The following is a 19,292-nucleotide window of genomic DNA, read 5'->3' as shown; positions in this document are numbered from 1 at the left end:
CTTCAGACCTCAATCTGTTCATATAACTGTCTCGTGAGAAAGGAGGGCTGAATGTTAAGCTCGGTCAATCTTTCTTTGAGATTGCGATAGATCCGCAGCACATGATCGTGTTTACCCATGTACAAGTACGCCTGCATGGCACGACGATAGGCTTCTTCTTCATAGGGCGATTGACTGATTGCACGTTCTGCTGCCTCTGCTGCTTTTCTGCCGTTATAGGAATCCAGATATTTCTCGGAAAGCTTCAGTTTAAGCTCAAGTGAAAATTGCTCCAGCCGATGACTTAGCTCCACTATCCATGGGTAATCCTCCTGAGGTAACAGTTCGTCCTGATACAAATGTAAAGTTTGCTCGATTAGAGATATCGGCATATCTACTTCTTGCTCCATCCTGAACGAAATGTCCAGAAAATCATATACGTCTGCTCTGATCCGTTCCTTATCCAGGATATAGTGTTCACTTTTATATCTCAACAAATGTTCAATACCCATGTTGCGTAAGTTTTTTCGTAACAGGCTCACACAGGTGTGCAAATAAATTTTGGCTTTCTCATAAGGTTCATCGGGCCATAACTTTTCGATAATGCGATCCCGGTGAACTGCACTTGTCGCAGGGTTAGTCAGCAGCAAATACGCAAAAAGCTCCTTCTCTTTGGCTGTTCGCCACATCATCGTCTTTCCATTGGTGATTGCAACACGGAATGTTCCAAGCAATTGGACAAACAACTTGTCCGTATTATCAGTCTTGACGACAACGGGCTCCGTGGGTCTGTTCTTCTCCTTTGTCAATCGCTCAATGGTCCGTGACAAGCGCTCCATCTCGATCGGTTTAAGCAGGTAATCCAGTGCTTCATGTTCGAAAGCGGCCACAGCATACTGATCATAAGCAGTCGTGAACACGATCAAGGCATCCGGTTCTACCTCGTGTATGTTCGCCGCCAACTCCAATCCGCTCATTCCTGGCATCTCAATATCCAGAAACCAGATGTCCGGGTGAATGTTCCGAAATGCAGCAAGCGCATCGAAGCCATTAGCCGCACGCCCTGCGACGTGTACTTTACCTGTTCGAGCAAGGAACATTTCCAGCATATTCAAAGCATGCGGCTCGTCGTCCACCAAATACGCTTGCATCACTACAGGTTCCCCCTTCCCTTCATTTATTGGTATGGAAATTCAATCGTTATCTTCGTCCCGTGACCTTGTTCACTCTGGATCACAGGTGCTTGTCCGTTCATGTGTTTCAGTCGCCTCTGTACATTTTGCAAGCCAATTCCATGTTCGGCATGGCTTCTGTCCAGAATACTTGCCGCTTGCTCAGGAGACATGCCAACTCCATCATCCTCAACCACCACTTGAACCCGATTTTCACATTTTCGAATGAATAGCCGAACCGTTCCTCCATCAATCTTCTTCGACACCCCATGCCGGATAGCATTCTCCACCAGCGGTTCGATGAGGAGTGGCATCACTTTACAGGAATACAGTGATCTGTCCACATCTAATTCAACCTGAAGACGTGAACCAAAGCGCTCCTGCTCGATCTCCACATAGGCCTGAATCAACTCCATTTCCTTGCTGAGCGGAATCAACTCCTCCGAGTTATCCAGATGAAAAAGAATTCGCAAATAACGACTGAAGCTGCCTAACAGCTCTCCCGCTCTAGGCCCGTCTGTGAAGCATAACGACATAATCGTTCCCAAGGCATTATACAGAAAATGCGGTTTGATCTGTGAACGAAGAAACGCCATTTCGTTGTTCGCCGCTTCCTTCACCAGCCGTTTCATGCCGAGCAAGGTATGTACTCGGACCAGAATCTCACCCGCATCCAGCGGGCGTGTAATAAAATCGTTGCCTCCTGCCTTAATGCATGCCTCAATATCCGCTGGTGTACTTCGCATGTTGATAAACAGAACCGGCAGATCCACCTGGCTGAATTCCAGCCGAATCTGTTTACACACCTCATAACCGGTAACCGCAGGCAGCATCGCATCCACAATGACGAGATCGGGCAGCTTACCGCTTGCAAGTAGCGATTGTACCTTCATATCGGAGTCCGCAAAGATCAACTGAAAACCTTCCGTAGAAAGTAATGTATTCAGGTGCTCCATGTCCACAAGATCGGTTGTTGCAATCAATATGGCTGCTGGAGCGTTGTCGGACGGCAATCCCGACAAATCCTCTCCGTGCTTCTCCTGAGATACTGCAGTCTCTATGACGTTCTCCATGCCAGCATCTTCTGCGGATGGAAGCTCGATCTGAATTGATTCTGATTCATCGTTGACGCTAAGCCTGCCCCCCATAATGCTGACAAGCTCTGCTGCAACAGACAAGCCTGCTGAACCGTTATGCATACTCTCTAAATCAGGGCGTTCTTCTGTCCCAAATCGGGGAATCTGTTCCGTATGTGCCTCGAAACGAAGGATAATCCGCACTCGCTCTTGATGCCGTTCGCACTCGAATACCAGCTCCCTGTGACTATGCTGACCAATCATATGATAGACAAGGTTGTACAGCACTTGCAGCAGACGGCTCTCGTCTGCCACAACATATCGGGCCTCAGGCTCCAGCCTGCGTACCATAACGATTCCTTTGCCCGTAGCCAAAAACCCGAGCACCTCCGTGACCAACGAAAGGCAGGAAACCAGATCAACAGTGCCCACCAAAACCTTCATATTACCGTCTCTAAATCGAGACATATCGATCAGATCATTCACAAGATTGGACATCCGGTATGATGTATTGCGTATGAGTTGAAGCTTACTTCGAATTTCGGTCTCATTCGTGCGTCTCAACGACGTTCCTAGAAGAGAACGGGACAAATGAATGATGCTGTGAAGCGGCGAGTTCAGCTCATGCGATGTCAGCAGCAAAAACTCATCCTTTACTTTGTCCGATAATTGGAGCTGTTGCATAAGCTGCTGCATCGCACCATAAGCTCCAACATATTGATAGATCAGGAGCACGGCGAAGACACTCAAAATAACTAATGTTGTGCAATTCAGAAGAATCTGACTCACCGGATACCACGTTACAAGGATGCCAAGAACGTAGTTTACAAGCATAAGCCAGATACATGTGATGAGCAGCTGTAACTGGGAACGACTCTTGCTCTCATATTTTTTCAGAACATAGTAATGCAGAATGACAGCAAAGGCTACGGCATAAGACAACAGGTTAACGATATACATGCCTTCCTGAATGGAGGAATACACTCGAAATGGGGATATCATGATCAGGACGACGTATAGAGCAAGCAGAACACTTGGCAGCTGAAGCCATCTTCTGATCGTTTGCCCCAGTCCAGGGGCAAGTTTCCATGTGATCATACTAACAACGACGGCTACACCATATACCGCTGCATATTTCATTTTAAAGGCGAACTCGAACGGAATTCCCGGCGCAAGCTGTAATAACAGACGCTCCCCATTCGTCACCACAATGACGGCAAAACCCAAGAAAAATAGCGCGTAAAGCAACTGAATGCGATCACGATGCAGACGAAGATAGAGATAGAAAAACAGCAAACCAAAGATGACTACAATCCCCATGATGAACAGCTCCAGTCCAGACTGAATCATCGTTCTTCTTTCAATCTGACTGGCATACCCCAGTTCAATCGAGTTGTAGATGCCACCGCTGCGAAAATCAAAATTAGCTACCTGTAACACAATTTCAAGCTCTGCTTGTTCCGTATGAAAATAAATCGTATATGGCTCATTGCGTGGTTTATAGGATGCCGCAGACGTGCCGGGAAGCCCTGATCGACTCATAAGCTGCCCATCCAGATACATCGCATCCGCGAATCGAACATACCGTTTGGCAATTGCCAGCTGCTCCCCCTGAGGGACATTCCGCACGATCAGGCGATAGGTCCCATACCCCTTGCCGCTCATTGGATAGCCTTGATTGATCACATCCTCATCCCAGTCACCAGGCACTTGCATCATAATGGGCTTGATACGCATTAGATGAATCTGCTGTGGTGAGAGCAACTGCTCAGGATAGAATTCCCATTCTCCATCCAGTGGAATAATGGTATGGCTTGTCCATGAGAAATCTGTCAGCTCCAGAGTCCCCTGCTTGGCAACAGGCGTCTCTCGTCCACCCCCGATCTGCAACACCACCACGAGTGCGAGCAGTATTGTCATTAGTCCAACCCCTAACAAAAACCGATCCTTTCTGATGACAGTCATCTCTCCTTCTTCCGTAGCAGCTACCTCTCAATATAGCGTTATTTTCGCACTCACGCTTGACGCTGTCCATCCTTTTTCAAGGCTACGATATAACGATGAAAAAAAGGCATCCGTAGATGCCTCCTGGATTTCATCTGATCACGCTCATCCCTAGCTCAGGATAGAAACAAGCAGCATCAGCACTAAAACATTCTAATTTTGGGATGCAGCCTGGATTGCGCCGTAAGCCCAGTGAGCAACAGATACATCCTTCCATCTGGATGTACCGGACAGATGATCAGGTTCGATATGAACCAGACGATTCAGCAATGTAACGGCCTCTGCTCGTGTCACAGCATCGTTCGGACGGAATGCTCCGTCTTGCGACATACTCATGATGCCTACTGCCAATACACGCTGAACCGATTCGCGTGCCCAGTGCTGTGTAAGATCAGCAGCTTCGTTGGGCACAGCCGTTGTTGCTGCAGTTGCTTCTGCGTTTACATCCGCAGATGATTCCTGAGTTTTCAAAATTCGTTCAATAATGACAGCCATCTCGGCTCGTGTAATGGAACGCCCTGGCATGAAATCCCCGGCAGCATTGCCACGCATGTAACCTGCTGCAGTAGCCTTTGTAATGGCTTCGCGTGCCCATTCAGCAACCGGCATGTCCCGATATGATGTATTGAGCGCAGCCACGTCGCTGCCAGACGGCAGTATCCGAGACAATAAGGCAGCCATTTCAGCACGCTGAACCGCTTGATTCGGTCTGAACGTGCCATCCGCATAACCTTGAATGTAGGCTGATGACTGGCCTCCGTTCATCAAAATAATGGAAAATGTGCTGAACTTGGTGACTTCAAACTCAATCCCCGGTTGGTCTGTTCCATTAAATTTAACGATTTTACCCTTAACGAGTTCCTTTGTCCCATCGCTATGTTCAATAAATACTTGCAGCTTGTCCAGTTCCTTCTGCGTCAGGTTCGTATCTCTGATCGGCAGCACAACCGTCACTGGACGACTGCTCATATTCGTCTCAATCGTCATTGGACGACCTACCAAGCGGAAATCGGCGGTATTGGTTGACTGTTTGACGATTAATGGATCTTTCTGGATACGCTGCTCCACCACTTTACGTCCTGCGGCATCCTTGATCGGCACAAGATGGAAGAATATATCCGAGCCCACTCCCTGTAAAGAATTCGGCGAAAGCTGCAGGGAAGCGTTATCCGTTTCAATATACAGATTCATCTTCTCGTCTGCCATTAGTGAAGTAGACTTGGCAGGCAGTTTCACGTTCAGTTCGGATACCTCGTCCTTCTCATCCGGAATCATGATCCGGGCAATGTTCGAACCGACCTTCTTCAGGCTTTCAATTGCACGAGAAGTCTGCTCAACCGTCAGATTCACCTCGTCTTTTTTGTGTCCATCTGCCCCTGTTGTTCTCTCTATAATCGTTTCCGAAACAACGGCATTTGTGTTCCGTTCATTGGTCACATTTACTGTAATCTTCTCGGAAGTGCTTGCAGAAGGTGAGGTTGTCGTCGAACCACCACCGGATGAGCCTGGATTGGATGGCGTTAATGGTGGTGTAACCGACTGACCAATGACAGTAACTTTGCCTGACGATGCCTGTTTAATCATTTCAATCGCATCTGTATCTGTCACGGTAAAATATTCAGGCAGCGTTTCGTCGACTATTTGTACCGGATACTCGCCCTTGGCTGCACCGGAGGCAATCTTGAATTCAACCTGGAACAACGTCTGACGATTCTCGGATGGCGGTATAGGACTTAGCCCTCCATCCTCATCACTCCATCCCACGATGACCGATCCTGTCTCATTATTCGCATTATACTGTAGTCCTGGATGGTTACCTGTAACATCAGCCACCTGAAGGGCTGCGGGATTATACTTCAAGCGTACCCCGTAAGAGCCAATCGGTTGATCGAGCGACACGGTATCCACCGGGAGCGTGACCTTGTCACCTGCTTTTCCTTGCGCTGATCCGATCGAAACAAGTACATTACCAATTGGCTTAACTTCTGACAGCACAGTAACTTGTCCACTTTCCCCAGTCACCTGAAAGGGATCAAATTCCGTAATCAATGCCCCTGAATGAAGGTTTACTGAACTTGCACCCGCAGTCGCACTATCCTTGATTTTGAAATGAAGGGAATACAGCACTGTAGATTGATCGATGAATTGTTGAGTCGTCATCACAATTTGAATGAAGCCTGGAGCAGACGTATCTTTGGTCAGGCTAACTCCCTGATAGTTTTCATAGGCCTGCTGGTTCACGACCTCATCACCATCCACCAGTTGAAGCACTGCCGGGTCATAGGCAAAGGATAGTTCAGAGTGATAAAAAGAAAATTCTGAGCCTTTTGAATCATAGGATACAGGTACTTCGACGATGTCTCCTGGTTTACCGGATACTTCTCCGATATGAATTACAGGATCTACACTGGCCTGTGCCTGAGGAAGCCACGAAAAGCTCATGGAAACCATGAGCAGCATAGCCAGAAGCGCCTTCATGAATCGTTTGGATTTTACAGAAATTAAATGTCCCTTATTGTTTGGCAAGATAGTCACTCCCTTCTAATTTTATGAATTAATCCCCAAGTAAACGCCCATAATCAGGGCTGAATCTCTGGCATCCAGTACACCATCATCATTCATGTCCAACGCTTCAATCTGACTCGGTGTTAACGTGATTAAACCTTTGATATATTTATTCACTAATAAGGCATCTGCAGGTGTAATCACACCGTCTCCATTCGCATCACCTTTAATTCGCAACATAATGGTTACATCCACGTTATCCGAGAACACAACTCCGTTTTTGGCCTGCCAGCCAAACGTTGTCTTTATCCCTGTAAAAGCTGAAGCAGGAACGAAGGTCAATGTATTCAACTCTGCAACAGGAATCACCTGATTCTTCACAACGTCAACACCATTCAGCTGTACTTTGCCACTGTCAGGCAGAGATGAAATGCGAATGTCCGTCATCAATTTGTCTTCTGAATCGGCGTAATTACTGGTAAAATCCAAAGACGTAAAGGCTACTGGAAGCCCTTGTTTAACCGTTTTGGAAAATGCACCTGCAACCGGCTTAGGGGCATTATTCTTGCTAAGACCCAAGACACGATTAAAGGTTCCATCCGCATTAAAAATAACGATCCGATCTCTTGCCGTATCTGCCATGTATACTTGCCCTTCTGGACCAACGGCGATCTGATTGCCCATGTCGATGGGATATGTGTCCGTTCCACTCACCCACGTACTCAGGACAGGCCGATCGGGATAAACGAAGCCTTCGTAGCCGGTCTGCATGATCTGATTCTCACTCACAACGTATAAACGTTTGTTCACTGAATCCAATGTCAGATCTCCAAGCTTGTCTGTTGAATTCGATATACTGACCAACGGGTAGAGCACAACTCCGCTCATATGTGTATACCATCGCTGATTGTCATCTCCAAGAATTACACTGGAGTATTCTGTAAACCCTCCGCTCGAACTCCCCCATCCTGAATCGTCCAAGTTCATGTTGGCTAATGTTGCGTACCTCTGTGGAACATTATTCAGCACTTTGTATTGGTTGTAGAACAGAAGCAAGGTTTCATTGTTGTCCTGTTTGTATCGAATTACATTCCTGATATAGGGTTGCTTATCCTCGTCTTGACCCGCATACAACGAAAATTTACGCATAACATCTATAGGCGGTGCGTTCACTGTACCGTCCGGATTAAAAATATGTACCTGTAATGATGCACCCGATTCGGCTGCATAAATTAGTCCATCGCTTCCCATCGTGGCCGCCGTCACAAGGTTGACCTCCATGGTCGCCAGCACTTCGCCTTCCGGTGTAGCCCGAATAACCCGATTGTTGCCGCTGTCTGCGATCAGCATCTCGCTTTTCCCATCAGCCGTCTTATAGAACTCGATATCTGTAGGTTGGCTTAACGAAATGGGTGTTGTTGCGGCCAATGCCGATGAAGATGGTAAACCCACGCTTGTGAGTAATGTAATGACAAGAGCAAGCACAGTCCACCGTATAAACTTCACTCTTGTACCCCTTCCAATGTATAGACTCAAATGTTCTCCTCCTTAACCTTTCTGATGACGTACTGTTTCAATATAAATAACAGCTCTTAACAATCACTGAAAACCTCAGAACCAATAGAATAAGGAGGGGAAGTCCTTTTTCCTCAAAAAAAAAACGAAGGAATTAACGGATACACCCATTAATCCTATCGCTAATGTTTTATTCATATAAAATTAGATATGCTAATGCAACTGATTGATCGCTTCGTTCTACCGAATAAATAGTTTCATCAATGTATTAAAAATCGGATTCACAATATAACCTGTCGGATGGATAGAATACCTCTTACCCGAGTTCAGACGGCTGATCTTCTCCATCTCCTCAGCGGACAGCTCAAAATCAAAGATTTCACTATTCTCCCTGATCCGCTTTGGATTAGACGATTTAGGAATCAGTATGACGCCCCGTTCCAGATGCCAACGCAAAATCACTTGAGCCACCGTCTTATCTTGATGATCAGCGATTTCCTTCAATACCGGATGCTGCAATAACACTTTATTCCCCTGCCCCAGTGGACCCCACGCCTCATGTAAAATTTGATATTTGTCCATATAGGCACGTAGTTCGTTCTGCGGAAATTCCGGGTGCGTCTCGATCTGGTTGATCATCGGCAAGATTTTTGCGTGCTTTCTTAATTCTTCCAGATGCTGAATCTCAAAGTTCGCGACCCCAATGACTCTGATCTTGCCCTCCTCGTATAATTCCTCCATGGCTTTCCACGTTTCTATATACTTTGGCGAGGCAAAATGGATTAAATACATGTCGAGGTAATCGACACCCAGCTTGTTTATCGTTTCCTGGAAAGCTTTCTTGGTCGCTCCATAGCCATGATCTGTATTCCAGACTTTCGACGTGATGAAGAATTGCTCTCGCGGAATCTGACTATGCTTCATCTCTGCTCCCAGCGCTTTCTCATTCCCATAGATCCGGGCAGTATCAAAATGTCGGTACCCGACCTGAATGGCCTCGCGAGTCGCTGTTGTAAATTCTGCTTCTTTCGTTATTTTGTAAACCCCAAAGCCTAGTTGGGGAATAGGAACCCCGTTTCTGGCTTCAACCACTTTTGTATGCAAATTCATTTTAACTGCTCCTCTCAAAACGGAATATACTTGATATATATTATATCTAGTTAAAGCCAAAAAAAGAGGTTAACCCTTTTTTTCTTCATGAAACAGATCGGTTAACCGTATGTCTTTTAAATAATTCTGCATTGCGATCTCTGCGCCCTCAAGATGATGAATGACCTTTTGTTTCACGTCATCCACGTCTTGTCCCTGGAGTGTTACATCCGTATGAATTTTAAACAAATCTTTGCCGGGTTCAACCGCCAGGAATACGTCCAACATCGTGATTTCCGATAAAGGCTGAGCAAGCAATATGCCGCCCTTGGCCCCTTCTTTAGCCATTGTCAGTTTAGCGTTATTCAGGTTGCGAATGACTTTTACCGTCGTAGGAACCGGAATATTTAGCTGCTCCGATATCACTTTGGTCGATAGATAATTAAGACAGTTCTTCTCGGTGTAAGCGTGAACGTAGAGCAGAATGGAGATTCCCTGTGATAAGGCTGTAGAGTATGCCATTGCATTCATCCTAACTATTTCTTTTCTAAATATACTATATATCTTTTATGTTTAGTTAGCAACTATCAGCCTATTCCCACTCCACCCTCGATTTCATCGCTGCATATTTACTGGGAGTGATACCTACAGCAGCCTTGAAAGACCGACTGAACAGATGAATACTCGAAAAGCCAACTTCCTCGGCAATCCGGGTTAAATTATGTGTGCCTTCAATAATTCTTTTCTGGGACTGCTCTATTCGGATATGTGTCACATATTTGTGAAGGGTAATCCCCAGCTTGCTTTTGAACAAATGCGATAAATGGTTCGTCGATACACCGACATGTCTACTGATAGCAACATTATTTAATTGAGGGTCGGCGTAGCATTCATGAATATAACGAATCGACTTTTCAATGAATGCCCACCCCTTGGTCATGTTCCCCTCTTGGTCCTGATCTTCGGATTGATTTTTGAAAAACAGATGCAGCAACTCCAAACATATGGATTTCGTGATTAACGAAGATCCTCCCCGCTGCTCCTGAAACTCCTTATGCATGAGCGCAAATCTCTTTTTCCATTCAATTCGATCGGCTAATTGCAAATGAGAGATTGGGCGTATGGAAGCCAGCTTCATTTCCCTATCTTCCAGATCGGGTCTTTCACTATGAGCTGCACTCGTATTCTTCAATAAACTACGCTCTTCCTCATAGTACAGATCAAAATGAAAAATATACTGAATCAATGGCTGCGTGGAGGTGGACCGAATGATATGAGACATGAATGGATGCATCAGCACAATGTCGCCTTCTTTGACCAGGTATTTCACACCACTCAAGAAGAACTCCGCTTCCCCTTGTTCGATGTATGTATACACATGATCGTGGTCTATCCATTCCCCTGCCAAAGAAAATGATTCCGTCATTCTTGCCGCTCTTACGAATGGCGAAATGCTATTCATCCATGGCTCATACACATGTATTCCTCCCAACTGCCTTCTCACTGATCCGGTTATATTTTCGCAAACACTTTATCGAAGCCTGCTTTGGACTTGGCAAACAATTCACTTGAATCGACGGTTGGCGTTGGTGCCAGTACCTCTTGAGATACGACGCCAGTGTATCCAATCGCTTTTAGATTCTTCAAGAATCCCTGCAGATCAATTACTCCTTCACCAGGGTATAAACGCTCATGATCCAGCAATTCTTCAATGGGCAGATCATAAGCATCATTGATATGAACATGGACAATCTGTTCCTTCTTAAGATCCAACACCTCTTCAATCTTTAATCCATTCGTATGCCAATGATAGGAATCCACCAATAAACCTACATTGGGAGCATGAATTGTTTCGATCCAGTCAAGCGTATCCTCCACACTCCAAATAAATGGATTCTTCCATTGAGTACGCAGATGATGGCAACCCACAAACTCCAGGCCCAGTCGAATTCCATATGCGTCCAGAATATCTGCACACAATCTCAATCGTTTGGTAGCTGCCGCCATAAATGATGCTGCTGGCTGATCTGTGGAAGGTAAAATATAGGTGCAACAGCTGTAACAGTTCAACGAAGCGGAGGCTTCTGCCAATTGAACCAGCGATTGAAGTCCTTCACGAAACTGTTCATCTGTGGTTCTCCAGTCCACGGTCAGATCGGATGAAGCGATGATCACCTGATTGCTTTCCAACAGGTGTTTGGCCTGTTCTTTGCCAACATCTTCAATCAATGAGAGCGGATTCAAATCTACAGACTGAAATCCGTATTTTGCAGCATTCGTAATATATTGTTCATTGGACTCGATGTTCCCTAAGCCTGCTCTTGTTAACCCTCTAATCATCCCAATCTCCTCCTAGGACCAGTCAAACAGTACACCGTTATACTGGTCTTTATTCAATCTCAGTCCCTCATATGCTTCTTGCGCTTGATCCGGCTTCATCACATGACTGATCAATGGTTCGATATGCAGCTTGTTCTTTAACATCAGTTCAAATACAATGTTCGAATTTCTCACCAGGGAATGCTTCACGAATTCGTTCGGCTCAACCGGGAAGCGCCATTCATGTGCCCCCTTAAACGTAATACAGCCTCGTCCATACAGGTGGCAGTAGTTCAATATATCGGTGACATCCGTGTTATATTCGCCTCGTGGACTGCCCAGGAAAATAATCTCTCCCAGCTTCCCGATCCACTCCAGACTTTGAACACCAACACTGGGTACACCCGTCGCCTCAATATGAGTGGATACACCTGCTCCACTCGTTATGGCATGTATCTTTTCTTTTACTTTATCTTCTCCGCCATGGAGCGTATAGTCAACCCCACATGTCTGGGCAGTTCGAATTCGTTCCGGTGACAGGTCCACGCCAATCACATTTGCACCTTGAAGGCGTGCCAATTGAGCAGCCAAATTCCCTACCAATCCAAGCCCCGTCACGCCAACAACGTCCCCAAGTTCAATATTGGATACACGAACGGAGGTGAATGCCACGGTTGCCATACGGGTGAAGGGAACCCACTTCAAATCCAAGTGCTCAGGTACCTTGATGAAAACATGATCTGTGGATACCACTTGATATTCAGCATGTTGACCATAATGGAACAGAGCGTCCCCAGGCTGAACATGGTGTACCCCCTGTCCCACCTCGATCACTTCACTTACACTTGCATACCCCGGACATACGGGAAGCTTGGCCCACTCTTCTTTTCCTGATAACATGGCCAGCTCCGTTCCCGGACTGATGAGGGAATAGATCAATTTTACCAATACTTCCTTCTCCCCTAGAGCTGGCAAAATAAAATCCTCTTCTACGGTTTCCACTTGCAGCGGACGAGCAAACATGATCTTTCTATTCTTCATCACCTTCACTCCTTTCTTATCTTTTTAACTACAATATAAGACTTTTCATTAACATTGTCTTTGATTGCAAAACCGATTTTTTATCTAAAACAACGATTTTAAAACCTTTGTAAGCGAATACAGCATAAACGTAAAAAGACTCACATGATCCAATGATCTGTGAGCCTCAAATTCAATCCTATTCAGTCGTAGTCTGATACAATGCGGTACACCCATTAGAAGACGGGATATTTCAGGGATATCCAGCCGTCATTGAAACCGGATTGGCCGCATGGTTCCTTTTTTGCTAATTTCACAGCTGCGCTTGTCACTTCTTCTCAACCGCAAACTACGGCTGCAACCCACGAACCTCAAACTCATAGATTCGGGCTGCCGTATCGCCGCCCTGCGTTGGTTTCAGCACATTCAGCTTCACATAACGAGCCTTGACCAGTGCAATTGCATCCGAGGTTTCGGCTGCGGTATTCCCCAATACATGAACTACATCTGACCAATTCACGCCATCAGCACTGACCTGGATCGAATAGTCGCTCGTATTAAAACCAGACCACTCCCCACCACTCTCCGCATGTTTGATGACAAAACCACTGATCTGATGTTCTTTGCCAAGATCAACTTGCAGCCAATGCGCCTGATTCCCCAGTGCGCACCACTTGCTATTGCCCGTCACCTTGCCGTCAATTGCCTTTCCCGCACCTTCAGCAGGTCCGCAAGCATGGTCGGCAGTGGCCGTTTTGCCAAGTGCGACATTTTTGATCCCGGAAGCAGCCTTACTTACGGTGATCAAAGCTTGCTTTGTTACCGTATCCTGCCCCGAGCTGTTGGTAGCTGTAAGCGTCACATTGTACGTGCCTTCCTTGTCATACGTTACCACTGGATTTTGCTCCGTGCTGACAGACGGACTGCCATTCTTGAAAGTCCACAACCAGCCTTCCGTCACCTCGGAAGAGAGATCAGTGAAATGCACCTGCTGACCCGGTGTGATCAGCGTTGTATCCGCCTTGAACTTTGCTTCCGGCTTCGGATACGCTGGCCACTGAATGGTCACGCTGGCAGCCTGGCCGCGCTCATATTTTGCATTCACTGCCACGACTTTCAGTATAGTCGCCTGTTCCGCGTTGATTCTCTTCATCTCAGGCACATAGAACACGTTATTGGCGGTCGCACCCACCCAAGTCTCTTTGCCGTCGGGCAGTACACGGTAAATCTCATATTGTTGAACTTCCTCGTTCAACGCGTTCCATTGCAACCTTGCATCACCGTAAATACCGCCGCGGAAATCGGATTGGGTGACATTCAATGCTTGAACTGCTTCAAGTGGCTTCACTGGATTAGAATTGTTCTGAATGGATATCTGACCAATATGGATGTCATAATCCGATATGATTTCCTTGCTGTCAAAATGCAGAGACAATGCCACAATCCGCTTTCCTTTGTAAGGCGTCAGATTCAAGATGTCCGTCGTCCAACCCGATGCCTTTTTGTCTTTTACCTCCATAAAGACGAACTGGTCAGGACGGTCTGCAAAAGCCAGGCCAACCTTCATGCTCGGCTTGTTCTGCGTTTTGTACGTGATCGACAGCTTGGTAGCTGGCTCAATCTTCAGATCGGTTTGATACAGCTTCAGATGGGTGGCATTTGCCGAACTTAGCGTACCCGCTACCTTGAGGGAACTGCCCCCATAGTAGGCATCCGACCAATCCAGGGACGGCGTAAGTGCGTTACCCTTACTCTCTGTCAGCCAGCGCCATGTCGGAAGTACGTCCTGCAAACTGCGATTATTCCATCCAGTCTCCCGCACTTGCGTGCCATCAACATAGAATCTCTCGCCACTGCCCGTGTTGAAGTTGGTCGTGAATGGCAGTTGGTCCACCGGCGATGATTCAATCACATTGTTCGCAATCCCTTTCCAGGCCTGGCTTGTCACCGTATTGGCCGGGTTGCCGTTCTGCCCTACCCAGAATTTATTTTCATGGGCAAAGAAATCGGCCATGCTATCCGCGCTGTTGTACGACCAATCCGGCCGATAAATGCCGAGGGAAGTCACAGCCGGTTTCCCCTCAGGAAACAGAAAATTCCATTTCAGACTGGTATCGTATCCTTTAGCTTCCACATCAATACCTGCGAACAGTTCAAATGGTGATCTGCCCAGGCTTTTGGCTTTGGCCGCAGAACTGCCAAGATCATTCCACCAGAAATTCAGGAACATGCTGTCTGATACCTTGTTCCCGTTATCCTGAAGGAACATTGCATTCCGGTCCGTCAGCGCATTTTGCCATGAAATATTGCCTTCCTTCGTCATGGAATCATACCAGATGATCTCCATACCCGCGGGCTTATGATCCTGAAGATAACGGAGGAATGTCTTCATTAACTGTGCGTCAGTGGCTGTTCCACCTTCAGTCTCCTGATTGATAAACCAGCCGTCAAAACCGTAATACTCCGCTACCTCAATTAATTTATCCGCGGCCGGGAAGGAACCATCGCTGTTCTGCTGAAGCATTTGCTTCACCCACTCATATTTGCCACCGTATACGGATGGCGGGAAGAACACTGTGCCCATGATTGGCACTCCGTTCCGGTGTGCCGCATCAATCGTGTCGGCGCTTGGTGGCACAATAATACCTTCTCCCGCCGAGCCACCCCAATATACGAGCTTGTCGACATACTGCCAGTAAGAGAACGTATTTGCAGAGAATGTATCCGATCCCTGTGATGGAACACCGCTGGTTCCCTGATTCAGCGCAGACAATGCCATGACTTTGGGATCTTTCGTTGCGTTCGGGTTAATTGCCTCTCCTGTGAATCGGCTCTGGAGCGGAGTGGTGCTCCGGTTGAAGGCCGCATCCGGGTCGGAAGCTGGACTCCAGTTAAGCAATTGTTTAGGCAGCCAATAGGATGAATAAGGTTGCTTCGCCAAGGCCGCTGAGGAAAGAACAGCGCATACCAATATTACAAATAGGAGACTCGCACCAAGCTTTTTCATGCCATATCCTCCAATCCAATTTTGGCAATCCACTCAGGGTAAAAAAAGAAACGCCCGTCAAACCGGACAGACGTTTCCATGTCTACTTTATCATTCAGGCTTATTTTGGATTTGCAGCTTTCCATTCGTCGTATTGCTTTTGTGCTTCTGCAATCACTTTATCCAGACCTGCCGCTTTCAACTTCTCGATCGCTTTCGGCAGATGCTCATCCGGGTCAACAGCTCCCGTCATGATGGATGGGTAGAATTCCTTCACGATGGCTGAGATGGAAGCCACTTCCGTCTTCACCGGGTCAGGATTGAAGTTGAAGCCAAAGCTCGGAGCAACTTTCGCGGAATTGTTGAATTCCTTGAACGCTTCCCACTTATCTGCTGGATCTTCCTTGTGCATGTAGGTCAGGAACAAGTTACCCAGGGCAAAGCCAGGCATCTGGAATCCGTCCTTCATCGCTGGCAGATCCTCAATGACATTATCCGAAATCTTATTGTAATGTGTTCCTTCAATGCCGTAGTTGATCAGGTTACGCAGATATGGATCGGTATTGAGCAAGTTCAGGAACATCATAGCCCGTTCAGGGTTCTTGGAGTTCGCCGAGATTGCATGCATAGCGCCTGTTGCCGAGCCAGTGAAAATAACTGGATCCTGCATCGGTGTAGTCACGATATCATAGCCCGCACTTCTGGACCATCCCAGTTCGGCGTACGGCTGTGTCTGTTCACGGTCAACAAACCATTTGCCTGTTTTGATGTTGTCGATGCCTTCCAGTGTTGCTACATCCTTTCGCAGATAACCAGCCTGATAGTATTTACGGATGGTTTTCAACGAGCTTTTCAGCTCTTCAGATTCCAACACATTAACGTATTTACCGGTGTCACCATTCATGTTGATACCAACCGGGAATTCGTCACCCAACAGGAAGTCGAACGCCAGATAAGGCTTAAAGCCCTTCGGAACAGCCAGCGGAGTAATGTCGGCTGGTTCATTATCCTTAATTTGCTGCAGGTAAGGCTCCAGATCCTCTAATGTGCGAATCTTGGTGATGTCCATGTTGTATTTATCAACGTACTGCTTGTTGAAGCGCCATACCCATTGCGAAGCCAACTCTTTGTTCACTGGCACGGCATAGTTTTGGCCATCGATCTGCGATCCTGATAGGAATCGTGGATCAAGCTGCTCCTTAATGCCCTGACCATACTTATCCAACAGATCATTGATGGGCAGGAATGCTCCTCTGGTGGCATTTGGCAGATAGTCATAAGCCCAGGAAGAGGTGAAAGCGATATCATAATTTTCGCCCGAAGCGGTAATGACTGGCATACGTTTGGAATAATCACCCCAGTCAATCATCGTGATGTCGACGGTTGTATTTATTTTCTCCATTAAGTATTTGTTCATTTCTTCCTGTACCATTGGCAGATCGCGTTGTGGACCACCAATCAGATATACCTTGAGCTTCACCGTGTCCTTATCGCCGGATTCTCCCCCGGATGCCGCATTCCCGCTTGTATCATTGGTATTACTGCCACCGCAGCCTGCTAGAACAGTAGAAAATGCAAGCAGTAAAGTAACCATGAGCAGAACCATTTTTTTGGTCTTTTTGTTCTTCATGTGTATCCCCCTTATCAATGTTATTGTTACTGCCCTTTGAGGGCAGGCACAACCAGACTTATTCTTTGACCGAACCGATGGTCAGGCCTTGTATAAAATACTTTTGGAAAAACGGATACGCCAGCGCAACCGGCAGTGTAGCCAAGACAACCATCGCCATGCGGACGGTCTCCGTTGGCAGTGTCGAGGCAATGTCATAGGACACGACCCGGCTGCTGTTTTGCACAACAAAATCCATATTGTTCTGTATTCGAATCAGCAATGTCTGGAGTGGAATCAAATTCGCATTGTCGATGTAGAGTAGCGCATTGAACCAGTCATTCCAGAATCCTAACGTACTGAACAATCCAATAGTCGCGATGCCCGGCAACGAAATCGGCAGTACGATGCGCGTATAAATACCGAACTCAGTAGCTCCGTCGATTTTGGCCGACTCAATAACCGCATCCGGCACGGTGGTCGTGAAAAATGTACGCATGACGATAATGTAAAAAGCGTTCATGATTGACGGCAGGATCAGTGCCCAGATCGAATCCCGCAAGTGCAGCACCTGCGTAACCACGATGTAACTGGGAACGAGACCGCCGGAAAATAGCATGGTGAAGAAGGCCAAAAAGCTGAAAAATCGACGCTGCGCAAAATTTTTGCGTGAGATGGCATACGCATACGTGGTGACCAAATACAGTGTTAGCGCGGTTCCGACAACCGTCACCGTTAAGGTAACCCCAAACGATTGGGCCATCTGCTGCCCGGATTCCATAAGGAATCGGTAGGCATCCAGCGTCCAGACTTCAGGGAACAACTTAAACCCATTGATCGCCAGCGTCTTCTCATCGGTAAATGAGATGATAACGATGAACAGAAACGGAAAGATACAAGATAAGGCAAACAGGCCAATAGCTATATTAAAAATCACATTGGATAACGGCGAAATGGCATTCAGATCTCTCGATTTCTTTCCGGTCCTCCTCGTATGGGCAGATGCCCGCTTTACCGGTTCGCTTAAATTACTCATGGAAGCACCCCCTTGCCGCAGCCTAGAATACGGCATAATCCTTTTCAATTTTACGCACAGCATAGTTTGCCAGCAGGACAAGAATCAAACCAACAACCGATTGATACAATCCTGTAGCTGTACTCATTCCTGTATCACCCATAATGGTCAAGCCGCGGTATACAAACGTGTCGATGACATTGGTGACCGGGTACAGCGCACCAGAGTCCCGCGGAACCTGATAGAACAGTCCAAAGTCGGAACGGAAGATCCCGCCGATCGCCAAAATGGTGAGGATGATCATTAGTGGTCTGAGCAGTGGCAGCGTAATGTACCGGATCTGTTTCCACTTGGTGGCGCCGTCGATCATCGCTGCCTCATAATAAGAACGGTCGATACCTGCGATTGCTGCCAAATATACTACACTGCCATAACCTGCACCTTTCCACAGGCCGAGCAGAATGAGAAAATACGGCCAATACCCTGTCTCACTGTACCAACTAACCGGATCTCCACCAAAATAGGTAATGATCTGGTTGAACACACCCTTTTCCACACTTAGAAACGAGAAGACGAAATAACTGATAATAACCCAGGACAGGAAATAAGGCATAAACATTGCGGTCTGGTAGATCTTCGCCAGCCGTTTGTTCAGCAGCTCGTTCATGATGATCGCAAGCGTCACCGCGAGCACCAACCCGAGAAAGATCAGCCCCAGGTTATACAGAATCGTATTACGTGTGATGATATAGGCGTCACTGGTGGAGAACAGAAACTCAAAGTTCTTGAACCCGACCCATTCGCTTTTTAGAACGCTTTCAAGAAATCCGCCCGGATGAATCCGGAAGTCCTTAAAAGCAATAATCGTTCCGAACATTGGCAAATAGGCAAAAATGATAAACCAAGCTGCTCCCGGCAGTACCAGCAGAAGAAACGCCTTGTTCTTCATCAGACTTTTGAAGATGCCCTGCACGGCTGTCCCTCCTTATAATCTCGTTCATTA

The 19,292-nt window shown here is 46.9% G+C and carries 13 protein-coding genes; all 13 read right to left on the bottom strand.

The features are described 5' to 3' along the window. Positions 1 to 2 precede the first annotated feature (2 nt). On the bottom strand, positions 3 to 1,130 hold the full coding sequence (locus gpAD87_RS02535; RefSeq protein WP_064635979.1) for a response regulator: 1,128 nt from the start codon (positions 1,128 to 1,130) through the stop codon (positions 3 to 5). A 26-nt stretch (positions 1,131 to 1,156) separates the two neighbouring features. Then, the gene (locus tag gpAD87_RS02530) at positions 1,157 to 4,147 is read right to left on the bottom strand and encodes a histidine kinase (RefSeq protein ID WP_064635977.1); all 2,991 of its coding nucleotides are present in this window, start codon (positions 4,145 to 4,147) and stop codon (positions 1,157 to 1,159) included. A 237-nt stretch (positions 4,148 to 4,384) separates the two neighbouring features. Then, positions 4,385 to 6,757, bottom strand: a complete 2,373-nt coding sequence (locus gpAD87_RS02525) for a cohesin domain-containing protein (protein WP_064635976.1) — start codon at positions 6,755 to 6,757, stop codon at positions 4,385 to 4,387. 21 nt (positions 6,758 to 6,778) lie between these two features. Continuing rightward, entirely contained in the window at positions 6,779 to 8,272 is a 1,494-nt protein-coding gene (locus tag gpAD87_RS02520; protein WP_064635975.1) for a dockerin type I domain-containing protein, read from the bottom strand. 219 nt (positions 8,273 to 8,491) lie between these two features. After that, positions 8,492 to 9,361, bottom strand: a complete 870-nt coding sequence (locus gpAD87_RS02515; protein ID WP_064635974.1) for an aldo/keto reductase — start codon at positions 9,359 to 9,361, stop codon at positions 8,492 to 8,494. Between the two features lie 69 nt (positions 9,362 to 9,430). Then, entirely contained in the window at positions 9,431 to 9,862 is a 432-nt protein-coding gene (locus tag gpAD87_RS02510) for an RrF2 family transcriptional regulator (protein ID WP_064635973.1), read from the bottom strand. Positions 9,863 to 9,932: 70 nt separating this feature from the next. Then, positions 9,933 to 10,802, bottom strand: a complete 870-nt coding sequence (locus tag gpAD87_RS02505) for an AraC family transcriptional regulator (RefSeq protein WP_197521355.1) — start codon at positions 10,800 to 10,802, stop codon at positions 9,933 to 9,935. A 50-nt stretch (positions 10,803 to 10,852) separates the two neighbouring features. After that, on the bottom strand, positions 10,853 to 11,680 hold the full coding sequence (locus tag gpAD87_RS02500; RefSeq protein WP_064635971.1) for a sugar phosphate isomerase/epimerase family protein: 828 nt from the start codon (positions 11,678 to 11,680) through the stop codon (positions 10,853 to 10,855). Between the two features lie 12 nt (positions 11,681 to 11,692). After that, positions 11,693 to 12,700: a zinc-dependent alcohol dehydrogenase gene (locus gpAD87_RS02495; RefSeq protein ID WP_064635970.1), complete on the bottom strand. Its 1,008-nt coding sequence runs from the start codon at positions 12,698 to 12,700 to the stop codon at positions 11,693 to 11,695. A gap of 328 nt (positions 12,701 to 13,028) precedes the next feature. Continuing rightward, positions 13,029 to 15,686, bottom strand: coding sequence for an endo-beta-N-acetylglucosaminidase (locus tag gpAD87_RS02490; RefSeq protein ID WP_064635969.1), 2,658 nt, complete (start codon positions 15,684 to 15,686; stop codon positions 13,029 to 13,031). Between the two features lie 100 nt (positions 15,687 to 15,786). Beyond that, positions 15,787 to 17,295: an ABC transporter substrate-binding protein gene (locus tag gpAD87_RS02485; protein ID WP_064635968.1), complete on the bottom strand. Its 1,509-nt coding sequence runs from the start codon at positions 17,293 to 17,295 to the stop codon at positions 15,787 to 15,789. Positions 17,296 to 17,353: 58 nt separating this feature from the next. Beyond that, entirely contained in the window at positions 17,354 to 18,310 is a 957-nt protein-coding gene (locus gpAD87_RS02480) for a carbohydrate ABC transporter permease (protein WP_064635967.1), read from the bottom strand. Positions 18,311 to 18,332: 22 nt separating this feature from the next. Next, positions 18,333 to 19,238 carry an ABC transporter permease gene (locus tag gpAD87_RS02475; RefSeq protein WP_205524889.1) on the bottom strand — a complete coding sequence of 302 codons (906 nt, stop codon included), beginning with the start codon at positions 19,236 to 19,238 and terminating at the stop codon, positions 18,333 to 18,335. Positions 19,239 to 19,292: the final 54 nt, after the last annotated feature.

This window comes from Paenibacillus sp. AD87 (genome assembly GCF_001659845.1).
Taxonomy (GTDB): Bacteria; Bacillota; Bacilli; order Paenibacillales; family Paenibacillaceae; genus Paenibacillus; species Paenibacillus marchantiae.
This window is presented reverse-complemented; position numbering and strand designations above follow the sequence as displayed.

Coding starts and splice junctions, on each gene's coding strand:
- gpAD87_RS02535 (WP_064635979.1), bottom strand. CDS start 1,130: ATGCAAGCGTATTTGGTGGACGACGAGCCGCATGCTTTGAATATGCTG.
- gpAD87_RS02530 (WP_064635977.1), bottom strand. CDS start 4,147: ATGACAATACTGCTCGCACTCGTGGTGGTGTTGCAGATCGGGGGTGGA.
- gpAD87_RS02515 (WP_064635974.1), bottom strand. CDS start 9,361: ATGAATTTGCATACAAAAGTGGTTGAAGCCAGAAACGGGGTTCCTATT.
- gpAD87_RS02510 (WP_064635973.1), bottom strand. CDS start 9,862: ATGGCATACTCTACAGCCTTATCACAGGGAATCTCCATTCTGCTCTAC.
- gpAD87_RS02505 (WP_197521355.1), bottom strand. CDS start 10,802: ATGAATAGCATTTCGCCATTCGTAAGAGCGGCAAGAATGACGGAATCA.
- gpAD87_RS02500 (WP_064635971.1), bottom strand. CDS start 11,680: ATGATTAGAGGGTTAACAAGAGCAGGCTTAGGGAACATCGAGTCCAAT.
- gpAD87_RS02495 (WP_064635970.1), bottom strand. CDS start 12,700: ATGAAGAATAGAAAGATCATGTTTGCTCGTCCGCTGCAAGTGGAAACC.
- gpAD87_RS02490 (WP_064635969.1), bottom strand. CDS start 15,686: ATGAAAAAGCTTGGTGCGAGTCTCCTATTTGTAATATTGGTATGCGCT.
- gpAD87_RS02485 (WP_064635968.1), bottom strand. CDS start 17,295: ATGAAGAACAAAAAGACCAAAAAAATGGTTCTGCTCATGGTTACTTTA.
- gpAD87_RS02480 (WP_064635967.1), bottom strand. CDS start 18,310: ATGAGTAATTTAAGCGAACCGGTAAAGCGGGCATCTGCCCATACGAGG.
- gpAD87_RS02475 (WP_205524889.1), bottom strand. CDS start 19,238: ATGAAGAACAAGGCGTTTCTTCTGCTGGTACTGCCGGGAGCAGCTTGG.